At 65.4% G+C, this 16,435-nt stretch carries 12 protein-coding genes; 8 read left to right on the top strand and 4 right to left on the bottom strand.

All coding sequences use genetic code 11. The annotated features are described in order from the left end of the window. Positions 1-877: 877 nt before the first annotated feature. Positions 878-1,081, bottom strand: coding sequence for a cold-shock protein (locus tag MFF62_RS09335; protein ID WP_066737667.1), 204 nt, complete (start codon positions 1,079-1,081; stop codon positions 878-880). A gap of 364 nt (positions 1,082-1,445) precedes the next feature. On the opposite strand from MFF62_RS09335, the gene MFF62_RS09340 reads away from it, so the two are divergent. The 3 genes from MFF62_RS09340 (at position 1,446) to MFF62_RS09350 (ending at position 5,365) form a co-directional block, all read left to right on the top strand. Beyond that, positions 1,446-2,768: an NCS2 family permease gene (locus MFF62_RS09340; protein ID WP_238263071.1), complete on the top strand. Its 1,323-nt coding sequence runs from the start codon at positions 1,446-1,448 to the stop codon at positions 2,766-2,768. Between the two features lie 621 nt (positions 2,769-3,389). Then, positions 3,390-3,863 carry a hypothetical protein gene (locus MFF62_RS09345; RefSeq protein WP_238262424.1) on the top strand — a complete coding sequence of 158 codons (474 nt, stop codon included), beginning with the start codon at positions 3,390-3,392 and terminating at the stop codon, positions 3,861-3,863. Positions 3,864-3,991: 128 nt separating this feature from the next. Continuing rightward, on the top strand, positions 3,992-5,365 hold the full coding sequence (locus MFF62_RS09350) for a sigma-54-dependent transcriptional regulator (protein WP_238262425.1): 1,374 nt from the start codon (positions 3,992-3,994) through the stop codon (positions 5,363-5,365). Between the two features lie 160 nt (positions 5,366-5,525). Here MFF62_RS09350 and MFF62_RS09355 read toward each other — a convergent pair whose 3' ends face one another. After that, positions 5,526-5,861, bottom strand: a complete 336-nt coding sequence (locus MFF62_RS09355) for a hypothetical protein (RefSeq protein ID WP_238262427.1) — start codon at positions 5,859-5,861, stop codon at positions 5,526-5,528. 838 nt (positions 5,862-6,699) lie between these two features. Beyond that, complete coding sequence (locus MFF62_RS09360) at positions 6,700-6,909, bottom strand: hypothetical protein (protein ID WP_238262429.1); 210 nt, start codon at positions 6,907-6,909, stop codon at positions 6,700-6,702. Positions 6,910-7,138: 229 nt separating this feature from the next. Here MFF62_RS09360 and MFF62_RS09365 point away from each other — a divergent pair, with 229 nt between their 5' ends. The 4 genes from MFF62_RS09365 (at position 7,139) to MFF62_RS09380 (ending at position 12,631) form a co-directional block, all read left to right on the top strand. Then, complete coding sequence (locus MFF62_RS09365) at positions 7,139-8,134, top strand: YihY/virulence factor BrkB family protein (protein ID WP_404990712.1); 996 nt, start codon at positions 7,139-7,141, stop codon at positions 8,132-8,134. A gap of 117 nt (positions 8,135-8,251) precedes the next feature. Then, complete coding sequence (locus MFF62_RS09370; protein WP_238262431.1) at positions 8,252-9,844, top strand: peptide chain release factor 3; 1,593 nt, start codon at positions 8,252-8,254, stop codon at positions 9,842-9,844. Between the two features lie 289 nt (positions 9,845-10,133). Beyond that, positions 10,134-11,420 (top strand): MFS transporter, encoded by a 1,287-nt coding sequence (locus MFF62_RS09375; protein ID WP_238262433.1) that lies wholly within the window; start codon positions 10,134-10,136, stop codon positions 11,418-11,420. 308 nt (positions 11,421-11,728) lie between these two features. After that, positions 11,729-12,631 (top strand): mechanosensitive ion channel family protein, encoded by a 903-nt coding sequence (locus tag MFF62_RS09380; RefSeq protein ID WP_238262435.1) that lies wholly within the window; start codon positions 11,729-11,731, stop codon positions 12,629-12,631. 182 nt (positions 12,632-12,813) lie between these two features. Here MFF62_RS09380 and edd read toward each other — a convergent pair whose 3' ends face one another. Next, positions 12,814-14,640, bottom strand: a complete 1,827-nt coding sequence (edd, locus tag MFF62_RS09385) for a phosphogluconate dehydratase (protein WP_238262437.1) — start codon at positions 14,638-14,640, stop codon at positions 12,814-12,816. Between the two features lie 330 nt (positions 14,641-14,970). Between edd and zwf the strand changes: the two genes are divergently transcribed. Further along, on the top strand, positions 14,971-16,419 hold the full coding sequence (gene zwf / locus MFF62_RS09390) for a glucose-6-phosphate dehydrogenase (protein ID WP_238263073.1): 1,449 nt from the start codon (positions 14,971-14,973) through the stop codon (positions 16,417-16,419). The last annotated feature ends 16 nt before the right edge of the window (positions 16,420-16,435 follow it).

The following is a 16,435-nucleotide window of genomic DNA, read 5'->3' on the forward strand; positions in this document are numbered from 1 at the left end:
GCGTACCCAATTCTGCGGCACGGCCAGAAATAAGGGGTGCACGGGCAAGCGAACCCAATTCTGCGTGCCTTTTCGGCGACGTCCAAAGCGCAGGCGTACCCGATTCTGCGTACGTGGGAAGGTGCGGGAGCGCGCCGCAGACGTATACGCCCGCTAACTGACTTACGTATACGCAGAGCTAGTCCCTACTTAATAGTGCGCATCACGAACGGGCAACGGCGCAAAGCGTACCCAATTCTGCGGCCGCGCAACGTATACCTGGAGCGACGCGGACTCACGGCCAGTCCTCCAGTCTGTGGGGCGTACCCGTTTCTGCGTCATTTCACGCGAGTAAGGCGTACCCGTTTCTGCGCATGGCTTGCCGGGCTATGACGTATACGTGGTTGGCGGCCCAGACGTACCCGAATCTGCGTGGATAAGTGACGTGCACAAAGAACAGGCGGGATAAGTAGGCCGAAAACGGGGAGTGGCGGCGATCCGAGGCGGAAAGCGTACCCATTTCTGCGTTGCACAACGGCTGTTGCAAGAACGGTACAGCTGGGCCGCGCCGGACGATCGCGCAGCCCCATGCGTACCCATTTCTGCGTGGGCCGATGAAGCCGGGCGTACCTGTTTCTGCGTGCCAGAGAATCGCCAGGGACCCCGTCGGCGGGAAACCGTACCCGTTTCTGCGTCCGTGGTTTGGGCAGGCACGGCCAGGCAGCGCTTGGACTGAGCGGAATTGGGGGTGGATGGGCGGTCGGGGAGGGAGGAGGCGCCTGAACCAGGACACTAGGCGCGGCAAACCAGGTGGTTCGCGGTCGACAGGCGAAAAAAAACCCGCCGAAGTGGCGGGTTCGTGGCTGACGCGAGCCTGAGCTCGCGTGCTACCTGGTCTTTAGACCGGCGTGATGTTCGCCGCTTGCAGACCCTTGGGGCCGTTCTTGACTTCGAACGACACGCGCTGGTTTTCTTGCAGCGACTTGAAACCCTCAACGCGGACTTCCGAGAAGTGCGCGAACAGGTCGTCACCGCCGGCGTCCGGCTTGATGAAGCCAAAGCCCTTGGCGTCGTTGAACCACTTGACGATACCGGTTTGCATGGTATTGCTTTCCAAAAAAATAAATAAAGAAACCGATGGTGCTCACACCACCGTACTGCCAACTCAAGGAAAGGACACCATGGACAACCGAAGTACCAAGACGGTGGCTAACGAATGAACTGTTGCCTCGTCGCTTGAATCTGGCGGAGATTTATACGGGGGATTGCCTGACTCGTCAAGGCAGGGAATTCCCCGGGCATGTCTGGCTGCACATGCCCGCTTGTGGGATCATCCGGCCTTTTCCAAATTGTCGAGTCAACACGACACCCTGGCGACGTGCGCCGCATGCGCCGCTCACGCTTCTGGAGACACCATGACCACGCCTGATCAGGCCCCCCGGCCAGACAACCAACCCGCGCCCGCCATGGCGGCAGCCCCCGCATCAACCAGCCTGGTCGAACGCATCTTCCGCCTGCGCGAGCACGGCACGAACGTGCGCACCGAGGTGCTGGCCGGTGTCACCACGTTCCTGACGATGGCCTACATCATCTTCGTGAACCCCAGCATCCTTGGCGATGCCGGCGTGCCGAAGGACGCCGTGTTCGTGGCAACGTGCCTGGCCGCGGCGCTGGGTACGCTGATCATGGGTTTCTACGCCAACTACCCGATCGCCATGGCGCCAGGCATGGGGCTGAACGCGTACTTCGCCTATACCGTGGTCAAGGGCATGGGCCTGCCATGGCAGGCCGCGCTCGGTGCGGTGTTCATCTCGGGCTGCCTGTTCCTGATAGTCACGCTGTTCCGCGTGCGCGAGGCCATCGTGAAGGGCATACCGCAGGCGATTCGCGGGGCCATCACGGCCGGCATCGGCCTGTTCCTCGCCATCATCGCGCTGCACAGCGCGGGCATCATCACCGGCAACCCCGTCACGCTGGTCACCATCGGCGACCTGCATCAGCCGCCGGCCGTGCTGGCCATCATCGGCTTCTTCGTCATCGTGGCCCTGGACCGCCTGAAGGTGAAGGGCGCCATCCTGATCGGCATCCTGCTGACCACGGTGCTGAGCTTCATCTTCGCGGGCAACCAGTTCCACGGCGTGGTGTCCACCCCGCCGTCGATCTCGCCGACGTTGTTCAAGCTTGATATCTCCGCCGCGCTGTCGATCGGCATCGTCAACGTGGTGCTGGTCTTCTTCCTGGTGGAGCTGTTTGATGCCACCGGTACGCTGATGGGTGTGGCCAATCGCGCGGGCCTGCTCAAGGCCGGCAAGATGGACCGCCTGAACAAGGCGCTGATGGCCGACAGCACCGCCATCATGGCCGGCTCGCTGCTGGGCACGTCGTCCACCACCGCCTATATCGAAAGCGCATCGGGCGTGCAGGCGGGTGGCCGTACCGGGCTGACCGCCGTCACCGTTGCCGTGCTGTTCCTCGCCTGCCTGTTCATTTCGCCGCTGGCCGGTACCGTGCCTGCCTACGCCACCGCGCCGGCGCTGCTGTACGTGTCGTGCCTGATGCTGCGCGAGCTGGTCGATATCGACTGGACCGATGTCACCGAAGTGGTACCCGCCGTGCTGACCGCACTGGGCATGCCCTTCACGTATTCGGTTGCCAATGGCGTGGCATTCGGCTTTATCTCCTATGCCGTGCTGAAGCTGCTGACCGGCCGGGCCAAAGAAGTGCCGCTGATGGCGTGGATCATCGCCGCGGTGTTCCTGTTCAAGTTCTACTACCTGCCCGGGCATTGAGCCTGGCTGGGTCCGCGGTCCGCATGTCACAGGAGGGGATGGCACCACGCCATCCCCTTTTTCTTTTCCATTGAGCCGGCCGTTGCGCCCATTCAAAATGAAAACGATGACATCTGGCGCTGACAGCGTGTGGGAGCGTACCCGTTTCTGCGTATCAAACGACTGTACCATCACCCCACGGCGTACCCGTTTCTGCGGCGAATGTAAGGGCTCATTAACCTAGCAAGCGAGCGTAAAAGCCCCTCTTGAGCCTCATACAAAAGTATGAGACTTGGCTGAAAGCGAACACTCCGGACTGGACAAAAGGGGGGAAATGCACTGAACTAGAGGCGTGGCAAAAATTTGAGGGCGCGCAAGAGCGCCCTTTGTTGACTCCGGGATACGGGGCAGCGTTGGCTGTTTGGCGGACGCTTGCCCACGATATGCGGCAAGGCCTGCCGGTACCACAAGAACGAGGCCAGCCGAACATGAGACCGTCCGCGAAAAGGGCGGCTCGCCACCGCGAAGCAAAGAGTGCGCGGCATGCATGCGCACCACACAAGACAGCTCAAATCCAGAACAAAGAAAGTGGTAAACGCGAACGTGTAGTGCCGGGGGATGTTGTTCAACGGGGAACAGATCATGACCGCAGGAGAAATCCGGCGTCCCGCCATCGGGCCCATCAGCCAGCCCGGCAGTCAGCCGGCACGTGGTAGCTGGGCAGCCTTGGGAGAGGCCTCCGCAGACATCGCGCTAGGCGATGGGAGCGATAAAGGGCGCGAGAACTACGCCATCACAGACGTTGCCACACTGCTCGCCGAAGACACTGACGTCTCGCCGCGCACGCGCGCCGCAGTCGAAGGCCTGTTGCAGCGGCATCGCCTGCTGAACGAAGAACTATGTCGCCAGCGCCTGCTGCTGCAGGAGTGGATTCTCAGCCAACTCACCTACAAGGCGCTCTACTACCAGTACTCGGGCCAGAAGCCGGAGTCGCCCAGCATCGAGCTGATGCGCGAGAAAGACATGGTGCGTCGACGTATCCGCGACGAACTATGCGCGGGCGGCGATCGTGCCAGCGTGCTCGAAGACCCATCTCGCAGTTTGTCCACACCGTGATCCACCAGACGTTGCGCGCGGGCCAGCCCGCGCAGCCAGCGGAACCCAGCCGGACCGAATGGCCCGCAGCCGCGCATGCGGCAGGTTCCGCTGCCACGAACAAGAAGCCCAACGTCAGGGAGAACGTCATGGACCGACTGTGCAAGGCGCCGGCACGCACCGCACAGATCGTGCTCGTGTCGCGCTATGAAGATTTTGGATTTAGTGCGAACCAGTTCGGTTCGGGCTGGGAAATCCGGCGGGTGCAACAGGTGAGAGACCTGGAGCGCGCGGTGCGCGGCAGCGCGCCGATGGCCGGCATCATCGACCTGCAGACGCCGTATGGCGATGCCGAGTTGACCCAGCTTGAACAGGGACTGCAGCACCTGCATGTCATGTGGGTGGCCATCACCTCCACGGCCATGCTCGAGGACGAACGCGTGCGTCGACTGATCCGCGACTACTGCGTGGATTACGTGCGTACGCCGTTTTCGTTCGACGAACTGCTCTACACGCTCAAGCACGCGCACGGCATGGCCTGCCTGCACGGTGCGCGCATTCCGGAGCAGGCGACGCGCGGGCCGATGATCGGCGAATGCCAGGCCATGCGCGTCATGTTCCGGTCGCTGGCCAAGGTTGCACACAACGACGCGCCGGTATTCATCTCGGGCGAATCGGGCACCGGCAAGGAACTGGCGGCGCAGGCCATTCACGAGGCATCGAGCCGGCGCAAGGGTCCGTTCGTAGCCATCAACTGCGGCGCGATTCCATCGCACCTCGTGCAGTCCGAGCTGTTCGGCTATGAGAAGGGCGCGTTCACCGGTGCCAACCAGCGCAAGATTGGCTGGATCGAGCAGGCGCAGGGCGGCACGCTGTTCCTGGACGAAATCGGTGACCTGCCGCTGGAAAGCCAGGTGGCGCTGCTGCGATTTCTGCAGCAGGGCACCATCACGCGCCTGGGCGGCCATCAGTCGATACCGCTGGACTTGCGGATCATCTCCGCCACGCACGTGGACCTGGTGCTAGCGCAGGCCGACGGCCGGTTCCGGTCCGACCTGTTCCACCGGCTGTGCGTGCTGACCTTGACGATCCCGCCGCTGCGCGAGCGCGGCGAGGACATCCTGCTGCTGGCCAATGCCGTGCTGGCCGAGCATGGCAACGAGGCGCATCGCCGCATTCGCGGGTTCTCGTCATGTGCCACGCAGGGCATGATGCAGTACGGGTGGCCAGGCAACGTGCGCGAGCTGATCAACCGCGTGCGCCGGGCCATCGTGATGACCGACAACCGGAAGATCACGGCCGAAGACCTGCAACTGCATGGGGGTGTGGAAGTCCCGCGCAAGACGCTCGACGCGATCCGCGAGGAAGCCGAGCGCGAGGCCATCCGGACGGTCATGGCAAGTCATGGCTTCCACGTGGTGCCGGCCGCGCGCGAACTCAACGTGTCGCGCGTGACGCTGTACCGGCTGATGCACAAGCACAACATCCGCGTGGATCTGCAGGCAGGAGCGCCGGGCGACTAGCCTTCGGAAACGGAATCTAAATCAGGATCAGCGCCACGGATGCACGTGGCGCCAAGGGGGATCCGGCGACGTCCGCTCGCCGGATCCCCTTCGTCCTTTCGCCCGGACAGCGGCGGAAGGCTGGCGCGGCTTGGCCCGCGCAAAACGTGACGGTGGGCGCCTAGGTCATGCCGACCTTGTCGCGGCGTCCGCGTGGCGGCGCACCACCCTCGTGCTGCAGTCGTCCCGGCAATGCGTCACGTGGATCGGTGACGTTGTCGCGTGCCTGGCGGTCGCCAGCCTGCGGTGACTGCGCGGGGTTCTGATCCGGTTTGAAGCCCACATCGCCCCACGCCCAGCCAAACGCGCGCACATAGATGTCGTTGCTCACCGCCGCATGGTTGTTCGGCGTGGAATCGTCCGGCCTGTCGAAATAGGCATAGTTGCCGGCCAGTGCCGGCCCGGCCGTGGTCGAGAGCAGTGTCAGCGCGGCGATGGCGAAGACTCTGGCGTTCATGGGTGGCTCCCTCCCTGCTGGAAAAAGGTGCCCGCCGGGGGACGGAGCACGTAAACCGGTTTAGGTCCGGGCGCGCCAAAAAGCAAAGGGCGTTTGCGCGAAACCCGTTTTTTGTCTATGGCCGGGCACCGATGATTCAGCAACCGGGGTGGCCATTGCGCTGCCTGCTGGCGGGCGCGGCCACGCTGCGGTTGGCGGCGGCGCAAAAGGACGTCACGGGGCGCGCGGTGGGGCGCGGAGATGGCAGCAGGGGCGGCGACAGCAATTCCCTGACGGACGGAGCCGGGCCCGCAAGCCGGTAGGCCCGACGGCGCGCCGTCATTCGCGCTGGTGGATGACGCATGGCGTTGTGTCTCCTGCGTTCTGACCTTCTATGTTTTTGGACTCGTAATTCTCCCAATCCACAGCAGAGCGACAAGTGTGCCAATCGCACCCAAACACTTGTTTTACAAGGGATGTGGGATTCCGGGGCGCTGTATATCGCCCGAAATGACGCGCCGGGGGCGGCAATCGGTTACGCCGCTGTAACGACAAGGGGACGTAACACCGCGTAGGCCGGTCCGAAATGAAACGTATCCCCCGACAGTAGGGAGGCCGACGTTGCCGTTCGCGCGATTGGACCCGGGTGCCGAGGTGGGACGCAGGCAACCTTACGTGCACGAAACAAACATACGTGTCTGCTTTTTCAGGCGCATATGGCTTCGCGGAGCCATTACCGCGCCCGCTACGCGTAACGTCGCGGGCTGGCGGCGGGCGGGCTCATGCACCACGTGCATCCGGTTGCATCACTGAAACCGGTGCCGCCCCGCAGAAACGGGTACGCCCTGGCGCCGGGGCGCTAGCGCGGCGTGGGCTGCGCGCCCGAGGCGCCGGTCGTGGCGGGCGCCGTGGCGCTGCCCGAAATGGGCTTGGGTCCCGGCCCCGGCTGCTGGTTGCGTTCGCAGCCGGCCAGCGCAGCCACGGCCAGCGCAGCCACGGCCAGCGTCAGGCTGACGGATACGCAGGCAGCGCGCGCGGCAGGGTGCCGGCCAATCGAAATGAGGATCACGTAGGGCTCCTGTTCTGGCCGGACCTGACCGCGCGCGGCGGCGCGGGTCCAGCATGTGTGCCTTGATCAACTGTAGCAGGCGGCCGTACGCATGGCTGGCCAGGCGAACTATGATGAACACACGCTTCAGACACCGGCTGACAGACAGGACATGTGCGCAGCGCACAAGCTCCGAGGGGTGACAATGTGCCCCAGGCCCGACGCCTGCCCATCTCAAGGACGCCCCGGCATGCCCCCTGACCCAATGCCCGAACAGCACGACTCAAGGCCGCCCAGCCCGCAGCGCGGCCGATGGCTGCCCGACCGCCATACCGGCGCGCGGACCGTGCGCGTGGTGTCGGCGGCCATCTCGTCATGGTTCGACCATCGCGCCGCAAGCAAGGGTGCAGCGCTGTCGTTCTACATGCTGTTCTCGCTCGCCCCAATCCTGGTGCTGGTCATCTCGATTGCCGGGGTGTTCTTTGGCGCCGAGGCGGCGCGCGGCGAGATCTTCGCGCAGCTCAATGGCCTGGTGGGCGAGCAGGGCGCCGCGGCTATCCAGGAAATCCTGGCCGCCACGCATCGCGCGGGCGGCGGCGGTATCGCGGCGATGATCGCCTTCGGCATCCTGGTGGTGGGCGCCACCAGCGCCTTTGCCGAACTCAAGAGCAGTCTCGACGACATCTGGCATGCGCCGGCTCCGCTGGGCGCCGGCTGGAAGAAGCTGCTGCGCGCGCGCATGCTGTCGTTCAGCATCGTGCTGGCGCTCGCGTTCATGTTGCTGGTGTCGCTGGTGGTCAACGCCGCGCTGGCGGTGGTCAACCGGTTCTGGGGGCAGCTCTGGACGGCCTCATGGTTCGCGCCGGTGGCCGATGTCATTTCCACCGCGTTCTCGTTCGCGGTGGTGACCGCGCTGTTCGCCACCATCTTCAAGATGCTGCCCAATGTGCGGATTGCGTGGCGAGACGTGCTGATGGGCGCCATCATCACCGCGCTGCTGTTTTCCGTGGGCAAGCGGCTGATCGGCCTGTACCTGGGCAACAGCGCCGTGGCGTCGTCGTACGGCGCGGCGGGCTCGGTGGTGGCGCTGATGCTGTGGGTCTATTATTCGGCGCAAATCTTCTTCTTCGGCGCCGAGCTGACCCGCCAGTACGCGCTGCAGTTCGGCAGCCTGCGGGGCCGCGACCCTGCCCGCGATCAACGCACCGAGCCGGCTCATGCCCCGGCCGGGACCGCGAACCGGTAAAATAGCGCCCGATCAGATCCCGGGAGCCATCCCGGGTTGCTTCCCTGGCCTTCCCGCCTCGCCGATTCCGGCGCCTGCGCTCTGCCCGGGCCATTGCCCCTTACCGATTCCAAAGCCGTGAGTTCGCTCGTTTCCGAAATTGCGCGTCGTCGCACGTTTGCCATCATTTCCCACCCCGATGCGGGTAAGACCACGCTGACCGAAAAGCTGCTGTGGTTCGGCGGCGCCATCCAGGTGGCCGGCGAAGTGCGTGCGCGCAAGGCAGACCGCCACGCCACGTCGGACTGGATGGAACTGGAAAAGCAGCGCGGCATCTCGGTGACGTCGTCGGTGATGCAGTTCCCCTACCAGCCGCGCCCGGACGCCCCGGAAAACATCGTGAACCTGCTCGATACGCCGGGCCACGAGGACTTTTCCGAAGATACCTATCGCACGCTGACCGCCGTGGACTCGGCCGTGATGGTGATCGACTCCGTCAACGGCGTGGAAGCGCAGACCATCAAGCTGCTGAACGTGTGCCGCCTGCGCGACACGCCGATCCTCACGTTCATCAACAAGCTCGACCGTGAAGGCCGCTCGCCGATCGAGCTGCTCGACGAAATCGAGGACGTGCTGAAGATCCAGTGCGCGCCGATGACCTGGCCGATCGGCATGGGCAAGGCGTTCCGCGGCGTGTACCACATGATCGACGACAAGGTGCAGCTGTTCGACCCGAAGGGCGAGAAGGGCACCGCGGCCATCCTCGACGGCCTGGACAGCCCCGAGCTGGACCGTATCCTCGGCTCGCAGGCCGACGAACTGCGCATGGAGATCGAACTCGTGCGCGGCGCGTCGCATACGTTCGACAAGGAATTGTTCCTGGCGGGCAAGCAGACGCCGGTCTACTTCGGCTCGGCGATCAACAACTTTGGCGTGCAGTCGATGCTGGACGCGCTGTGCCAACTGTCGCCGCCGCCGCTGGCGCGCCAGACCGAATCGCGCGTCGTGCAGCCGGACGAAGGCAAGTTCAGCGGCTTCGTGTTCAAGATCCAGGCCAACATGGACCCGCGCCACCGCGACCGTATCGCGTTCGTGCGCGTGTGCTCGGGCCGTTTCGACCGTGGCATGAAGCTGCTGCACGTGTCGCAGGGCAAGACCGTGGCCATCAACAACGCCATCACGTTCATGGCGCAGGACCGCAATACGACCGAGGAAGCCTACGCCGGCGACATCATCGGTGTGCCCAACCACGGCACGATCCGGCTGGGAGATGTGTTCACCGAAGGCGAGCCGCTGCGCTTCACGGGGATTCCGTCGTTCGCGCCGGAATTCTTCCGCCGTGCCCGCCTGAACAACCCGCTGAAGGTCAAGCAGCTGCAGAAGGGCCTGCAGCAGCTGGCGGAGGAGGGCGCCACGCAGATGTTCCGTCCGCTGATGTCGAACGACCTGGTGCTGGGCGCCGTGGGCATGCTGCAGTTCGACGTGGTGGCCCACCGCCTGGAGCACGAATACGGCGTGGATGCGATCTTCGAGTCGCACGAATGCGCTACGGCCCGCTGGCTCAAGGGCGACCCGGCCGAGATCGAGAAGCTGATCGACAAGAACGGCCACAACGTGGCGGTGGACGGCGCCGGTGACCACGTCTACCTGGCCCCCAGCATGGTGAACCTGCGCCTGACGCAGGAGCGTTTCCCGAACATCCGCTTCCTGGAAACGCGCGAAATCGCCTGATCGGATTTTTCCTTCCCGATTGGTTTTTCCCCTCTCCCCCCGGGAGAGGGGCAGGGGAGAGGGCAGGCGGCCCGAATTGCGACCCACGCATCTTGAGGCGCCAGCCCGCACCCCCACTCCCTCTCCCGCCACGCGGGAGAGGGGAGCTTCCACAACCAGAACCAATCGCTCTGTATCCATCCCGATACAAAGCCCGCACGCACGTCTCCCCTGACTCGGCTAGAATCCTGAGCTTTGTACGCAATCGCGTACATTGCCGCTTCTGCGTCCTCAGGACGCTTCCTGCCTCATGTCCAACGCCCCCGCGATGCCGGCCGACGAGCCGGACTCTGTCTTTCGTGACCCCGCTTTCCGGCATTTCTGGTTTGCCCGGCTCTGCACCACCATCGGCTACCAGATCTTCACGGTGGCCGTGGGCTGGCAGATGTATGACCTGACGCGCGATCCGTTCATGCTGGGCATGGTGGGACTGGTGCAGTTCCTGCCGTCCATCGTGCTGCTGCTGATGTCCGGCCACGTGGCCGACCGGTTCGACCGTCGCATCATCGTGCGCACGTGCCAGATGCTGGAGGCGGTGATCGCCGCCTCGATGGCCGTGGCCAGTTTCTCGGGCTGGGTCACCAGCGAGCACATCTTCCTGTTCGTGGCGTTGATCGGTGGCTGCCGCGCATTCGAGACCCCGACGCTGCAGGCGCTGCTGCCCAGCGTGGTCACGCCGCGTCAGTTGCCCCGCGCGGTGGCGCTGGCCAGTTCCGCCGCACAGACCGCCATCATCATCGGGCCGGCACTGGGCGGGTTTGCCTACGTGGCGGGCGCCGGTGTGGTGTACACGATCAGTGCGGTGCTGTTTGCGATTGCCGCGATGCTGGTGTTCACGCTCAAGCTGCGCCAGGCCGCCCAGCGCCTGACCGCCCCGGTCAGCATCAAGACGCTCTTCGCCGGCTTTGCCTATATCCGCAGCCACCAGGTGCTGCTGGGCGCGGTGTCGCTGGACCTGTTCGCCGTGCTGCTCGGGGGCGCCACGGCGCTGCTGCCGATCTATGCGCGAGACATCCTGCACACCGGCCCCTGGGGCCTGGGACTGCTGCGGTCGTCGCCCGCCATTGGCGCGCTGGTGACGGCGCTGTGGCTGGCGCGGCATCCGCTGAACCGCCGCGTGGGCCGCGTGATGTTTGGCGCGGTGGCCATTTTCGGGGTGGCGACGATGGTGTTTGGCGTGTCCACGTGGCTGCCGCTGTCGATGGGTGCGCTGGTGGTGCTGGGCGCGTCGGACATGATCAGCGTGGTGGTGCGGCAGACGCTGGTGCAGCTGGATACCCCCGACGACATGCGCGGCCGCGTGGGTGCCGTCAACTCGGTATTTATCGGCGCCTCGAACCAGCTTGGCGAGTTCGAATCGGGCGTCACGGCGGCCCTGCTGGGGCCCGTGGGCGCGGTGCTGCTGGGCGGCGCCGGCACGGTGCTGGTGGTGGGCGCGTGGATGAAGCTGTTCCCGGCCCTGACTCACCGCGACCGCCTGCACGACCACCCGACCGATACCAGCACAGCGGAAAAGAAGGCGGCGCCGGCAAGCTGATGCGGCACTGCGTGACGACTGGAAAAGGCGGCCTGGCCGCCTTTTTTCATGGCAAAGCGTACCCATTTCTGCGGCGCCGCACGACGGGTCGGACGGCGGCAGGCAAATATTGCCGCCGGTTGTAAATCCTGCGCCGGCCACCGCACCTGAATATGGTTTGTGATGCCGGCGCCGCGTCCGGTGCGTGACGCCGTGAGCCCTTGTGGGGTCGGGCGTCACGCAGAAACGGGTACGCTTTGGCCGTCTGCGATGCGCAGGCTGGCACGTCCTTCGCAACACTCGCGGGGTTTTTCACCCGGAGCCGACGCATGGACCTGAACCTCATCGATCACGCCAAGCTGGAAGCCACATGGGCCTACCTGACGCAATTCGCCGTCAGCCAGGGCCTGAATTGCCTGGCCGCCCTGACCATCCTGCTGATCGGATGGTGGCTGTCGGCACGCGCCGCCAAGGGGTTGCGCCAGGCGCTGCAGCACACCCACGTCGACGACACGCTGCGGCCCATGCTGGCCAGCATCGTCCAGTGGGTGGTGCGCGTGCTGACCGTGGTGCTGGTGCTGTCCCAGTTCGGCGTGCAGACCGCCAGCATTATCGCCATGCTCGGCGCCGCCGGCCTGGCCATCGGGCTGGCGCTACAAGGCACGCTGCAGAACATCGCGGCAGGCATCATGCTGGTGCTGCTGCGGCCGTTCCGCGTGGGCCAGTACATCGACGCCCAGGGCGTGGCCGGCACGGTGCGCGAGACCGGTCTATTCATGACCGAGCTGCAGACCTTCGACGGCGTCTGCCTGCGCGTGCCCAACGGCAAGATCTGGGGCAGCCCGATCATGAACTACAGCGAGAATCCCACCCGCCGCATGGATATGGAGGTCACCGTGACCTTCGACAGCCCGATCCAGGCCGGGCTGGACGCGCTGGCCGCCATGCTCGACAGCGAAAAACGCCTGCTGCCGAAACCCGGGCGCGAAGTCATGGTGGTGCGCTACACCGACCGCGGCGTGACGCTGAACGCGCGCTACTGGACGTCGAACGACGATTTCTGGAGCGTGCAGTTCGCGCTGTTTGCACGGCTCAAGTCGGTAGTCGAGGATGCGGGATGCCGCATCGCTGTGCCGGTGCAGGAGGTGCAGATTCCGGAAATGGAAGAGGAAACGGCTGAGGCGGGAGGGGGTGATCGGCGTGCGGAGGTGTATCGCGGGCGGCCGAATTGAGGCACGCAGAAACGGGTACGGTTTGCTTCAATCACCGCTCGGTTTGGTCCCCTCTCCCGCAAAGCGGGAGAGGGGACGGGGGAGAGGGCCAGCGGTGCAAATTGCGAATTGGTCGGCAAGCAGAGCCTCCGGCCCTCTCCCCCAGCCCCTCTCCCGCCGGGGCGGGAGAGGGGAGCGAAGACTCAACCTTCCTCCGCAAACAACGAACAAGCCCCGGTCTCCGCCGTCCCCACATGCTTGCGGAAGCCCCCAAACAGATCCCGCCCCACACCATGCCGGTTGGCGCTCAGGTCGGGCACCTCCACCTTGCGCGCGCTCCAGTCCCCATCATCCGCCAAGACCGTCAGCACGCCGGCCGGCGCATCCACGCGCACGATATCGCCCGTGCGGACCTTGCCGATTGGACCGCCTGACAGCGCTTCGGGGCACACGTGAATGGCGGCGGGTACCTTGCCCGAGGCGCCGGACATGCGCCCGTCGGTGACCAGCGCCACATGAAAGCCGCGATCCTGCAGCAGCGTCAGCGTGGGCGTGAGCTTGTGCAGTTCGGGCATGCCGCAGGCCGAGGGACCTTGCCACGGCAGCACGGCCACGAAGTCGCGCTCCAGCTCGCCGCGCTTGAAGGCGGTCAGCACATCGTCCTGATGCAGGAACACGATGGCCGGGGCCTCCACCACCTGGTGTTCTGGCTTGACCGCCGACGTCTTGATCACGCAGCGCCCCAGCCGGCCGTCCAGCAGCTTGATGCCGCCATCGGCCGCAAACGGCTGATCGGGCCCGCGCACGATGGTGTCGTCCAGCGAAGCCTCGGGGCCATCGGTCCACGTCAGCTTGCCGTCGCGCAGCGCGGGCTCGCGTGTGTAGTCGGCCAGGCCACGGCCGACGATGGTGTTGACGTCTTCATGCAGCAGCTCCAGCGACAGCAGGCCACGAATCACCAGCGAAAGCCCGCCGGCCGCCTGGAACTGGTTCACGTCGGCCTTGCCGTTCGGATACACGCGCGCCAGCAGCGGCACCACGGCCGACAACTCGTGAAAGTCGTCCCACGTGAGCTGGATGCCGGCCACGCGGGCCATCGCGATCAGGTGCAGCGTGTGGTTGGTCGATCCACCGGTGGCCACCAGCCCGACGATGCCGTTCACGAACGCGCGTTCGTCCAGCACGTCGGCGATGGGCGTGTAGCGATCGCCGCCATGCACCAGCCGCAGTGCCTGCCGGGCCGATTCGCGCGTCAGGGCCTCGCGCAGCGGCGTGCCCGGGTTGATGAACGCGGTGCCGGGCAAATGCAGGCCCATGATCTCCATGAGCATCTGGTTCGAATTGGCCGTGCCGTAGAACGTGCAGGTGCCCGGGCCGTGGTAGGACTTGGACTCGGCCTCGAGCAGCCCGGCGCGGTCGATCTTGCCCTCGGCGAAGAGCTGGCGGATGTGGGCCTTCTCGTCGTTGCTCATGCCGGTGGTCATCGGCCCGGCCGGTACGAACACGGTGGGCAGGTGCCCGAATGACAGCGCACCCATCACCAGGCCCGGCACGATCTTGTCGCACACGCCCAGGCACAGCACGCCGTCGAACATCTGGTGCGACAGCGCCACGGCGGTGGCCATGGCGATCACGTCGCGCGAGAACAGCGACAGGTCCATGCCGTCCTGCCCCTGCGTCACGCCATCGCACATCGCGGGGGTGCCGCCGGCAAACTGCGCGGTGCCGCCCGCTTCGAGCGCGGCTTCCTTGAGCCATTGCGGATAGGTCTGCAGCGGCTGGTGGGCCGACAGCATGTCGTTGTAGGCCGAGACGATGGCCAGGTTGGGCCGTTCCTGTGCCTTGAGCCGGATCTTGGATTCGTCCGGCATGGCGGCCACCGCATGCGCCAGGTTGGTACACGAGATGTTGGCGCGCTCTACCTTCTGGCCCGCCATGGCGCGGGTGCGATCCAGGTAGGCCTGCCGGGTTTGGGTGCTGCGGGCCACGATGCGAGCCGTGACCTTCTCCAGGACGGGATGGCGGGGCATTGTTATCTCCTGAAAGGGCGCTTCTCAGCCTAGCCGAAAAAACGGGACGCCACCGCCACGATACCGTCACGGCGGCGTCATCGCCCTCGGCTCTCATGGTTGTGGGAGTACTAGATGGCCCGGGATGTTCCGCATCCGTCGCGTGACCCGCGCCCGACTGGAGCACAAACGGAGCCCAGGCGGGCACGCAGAAACGGGTACGCTTGTTCCGCCTGGCGGCCCGCCTGCCTGTCCAAGCGGCCATGAGTGACGTAACATCACTGGAACCAACGCGCCGCCCGGCGGCACTTAGTAGTTGTCCCCGATATCCGGAAGGAGCCCAGGGTGAGCATGCCCGATTTCGACATGGTGCTGTTTGGCGGCACCGGTGACCTGGCGCGGCGCAAGCTGCTGCCGTCCCTTTTTGACGCCCATCGCTGCGGCGTGCTGCATCCGTCAGCGCGTATCCTGGCCACTGGCAGCCATCCGCAGACCACCGAGCAGTACAAGGCCACGCTGGAAGACACCGTGCGCCCCGGCCTGGAACACGCACCGCCCGAGGCGTGGGCATCGTTCCTGGATCGCATCTGCTACGTGCAGGCCGATGCGCGGCAACCCGAGCATTTCGATGCCCTGGCCGAGAAGGTGCTGGCCCGCAAGCCCGAGGTGGTGGTCTGCTACCTGGCCACCGCGCCCCATATCTTCGTGCCCATCTGCGAGCAACTGGCCCGTACCGGCCTGAACACGCCCAACGTGCGCGTGGTGCTGGAGAAGCCGCTTGGGCACGACCTGGATTCCTCCGAGGCCATCAACGCGGCCGTGGCGCAGTACTTTGCCGAAGACCAGATCTACCGGATCGATCACTACCTGGGCAAGGAATCCGTCCAGAACCTGATGGCGATCCGCTTCGGCAACGCGCTGTTCGAACCGCTGTGGCGCCGCGAGTGGGTGCAGGACGTGCAGATCACGATCGCCGAGGAACTGGGCGTGGAAACGCGCGGCGACTTCTACGACCGCACAGGCGCGCTGCGCGACATGGTGCAGAACCACTTGCTGCAGCTGCTGTGCATGGTGGCGATGGAGCCGCCGGCCAGCCTCAGCGAGGACGCGATCCGCGACGAGAAGATCAAGATCCTCAAGGCGCTCAAGCCGATCCAGCCGCAGGACGTGGCCGAAAAATCGGTACGCGGCCAGTATCGATCGGGCGCCATCGCCGGCAAGCCGGTGGTGGGCTACCTGGAAGAGCAGGGCATTGCCGCGGACAGCCGCACCGAGACCTTCGTCGCGATCAAGGCCGAGATTGCCAACTGGCGCTGGGAAGGCGTGCCGTTCTACCTGCGCACGGGCAAGCGCATGCAGTCGCGCGTGGCCGAGATCGTCGTGCATTTCCGCGACGTGCCGCACGCGATCTTCCCCAAGCCGCTGGGTTTGTCGCCGCAGAACCGGCTGGTGATCCGGCTGCAGCCAGAGGAAAGCATCCGGCTGTACTTCCTGGTCAAGCAGGCCGGCGACACGCTGGAGCTGACCCCCACCTCGCTCGATCTGGACTTTGCCAACTCGTTCAAGACGCGCCGGGCCGGCGCCTACGAGCGCCTGCTGCTGGACGTGATTCGCGGCCGGCTGGGCCTGTTTGTGCGGCGTGACGAGCAGGTGCAGGCGTGGCGCTGGGTGGAGCCGATCATCGACACCTGGGACGCCAGCACAGTGCCGCCCAAGCCGTACACGGCCGGCACCTGGGGCCCGCCGGCATCCACCGCGCTGATGTCGCGCGATGGCGCGCTGTGGCACGAGGAAGTCTGATCCGAACGCAACGCCT

The organism is Cupriavidus pauculus (assembly GCF_022179805.1).
Lineage (GTDB): Bacteria > Pseudomonadota > Gammaproteobacteria > Burkholderiales > Burkholderiaceae > Cupriavidus > Cupriavidus pauculus_E.

What these genes read in the sequence shown, in the direction of transcription:
- MFF62_RS09335 (WP_066737667.1), bottom strand. Translation starts at nt 1,081, where the DNA reads ATGCAAACCGGTATCGTCAAGTGGTTCAACGACGCCAAGGGCTTTGGC.
- MFF62_RS09340 (WP_238263071.1), top strand. Translation starts at nt 1,446, where the DNA reads ATGGCGGCAGCCCCCGCATCAACCAGCCTGGTCGAACGCATCTTCCGC.
- MFF62_RS09345 (WP_238262424.1), top strand. Translation starts at nt 3,390, where the DNA reads ATGACCGCAGGAGAAATCCGGCGTCCCGCCATCGGGCCCATCAGCCAG.
- MFF62_RS09350 (WP_238262425.1), top strand. Translation starts at nt 3,992, where the DNA reads ATGGACCGACTGTGCAAGGCGCCGGCACGCACCGCACAGATCGTGCTC.
- MFF62_RS09355 (WP_238262427.1), bottom strand. Translation starts at nt 5,861, where the DNA reads ATGAACGCCAGAGTCTTCGCCATCGCCGCGCTGACACTGCTCTCGACC.
- MFF62_RS09365 (WP_404990712.1), top strand. Translation starts at nt 7,139, where the DNA reads ATGCCCCCTGACCCAATGCCCGAACAGCACGACTCAAGGCCGCCCAGC.
- MFF62_RS09375 (WP_238262433.1), top strand. Translation starts at nt 10,134, where the DNA reads ATGTCCAACGCCCCCGCGATGCCGGCCGACGAGCCGGACTCTGTCTTT.
- MFF62_RS09380 (WP_238262435.1), top strand. Translation starts at nt 11,729, where the DNA reads ATGGACCTGAACCTCATCGATCACGCCAAGCTGGAAGCCACATGGGCC.
- edd (WP_238262437.1), bottom strand. Translation starts at nt 14,640, where the DNA reads ATGCCCCGCCATCCCGTCCTGGAGAAGGTCACGGCTCGCATCGTGGCC.
- zwf (WP_238263073.1), top strand. Translation starts at nt 14,971, where the DNA reads ATGCCCGATTTCGACATGGTGCTGTTTGGCGGCACCGGTGACCTGGCG.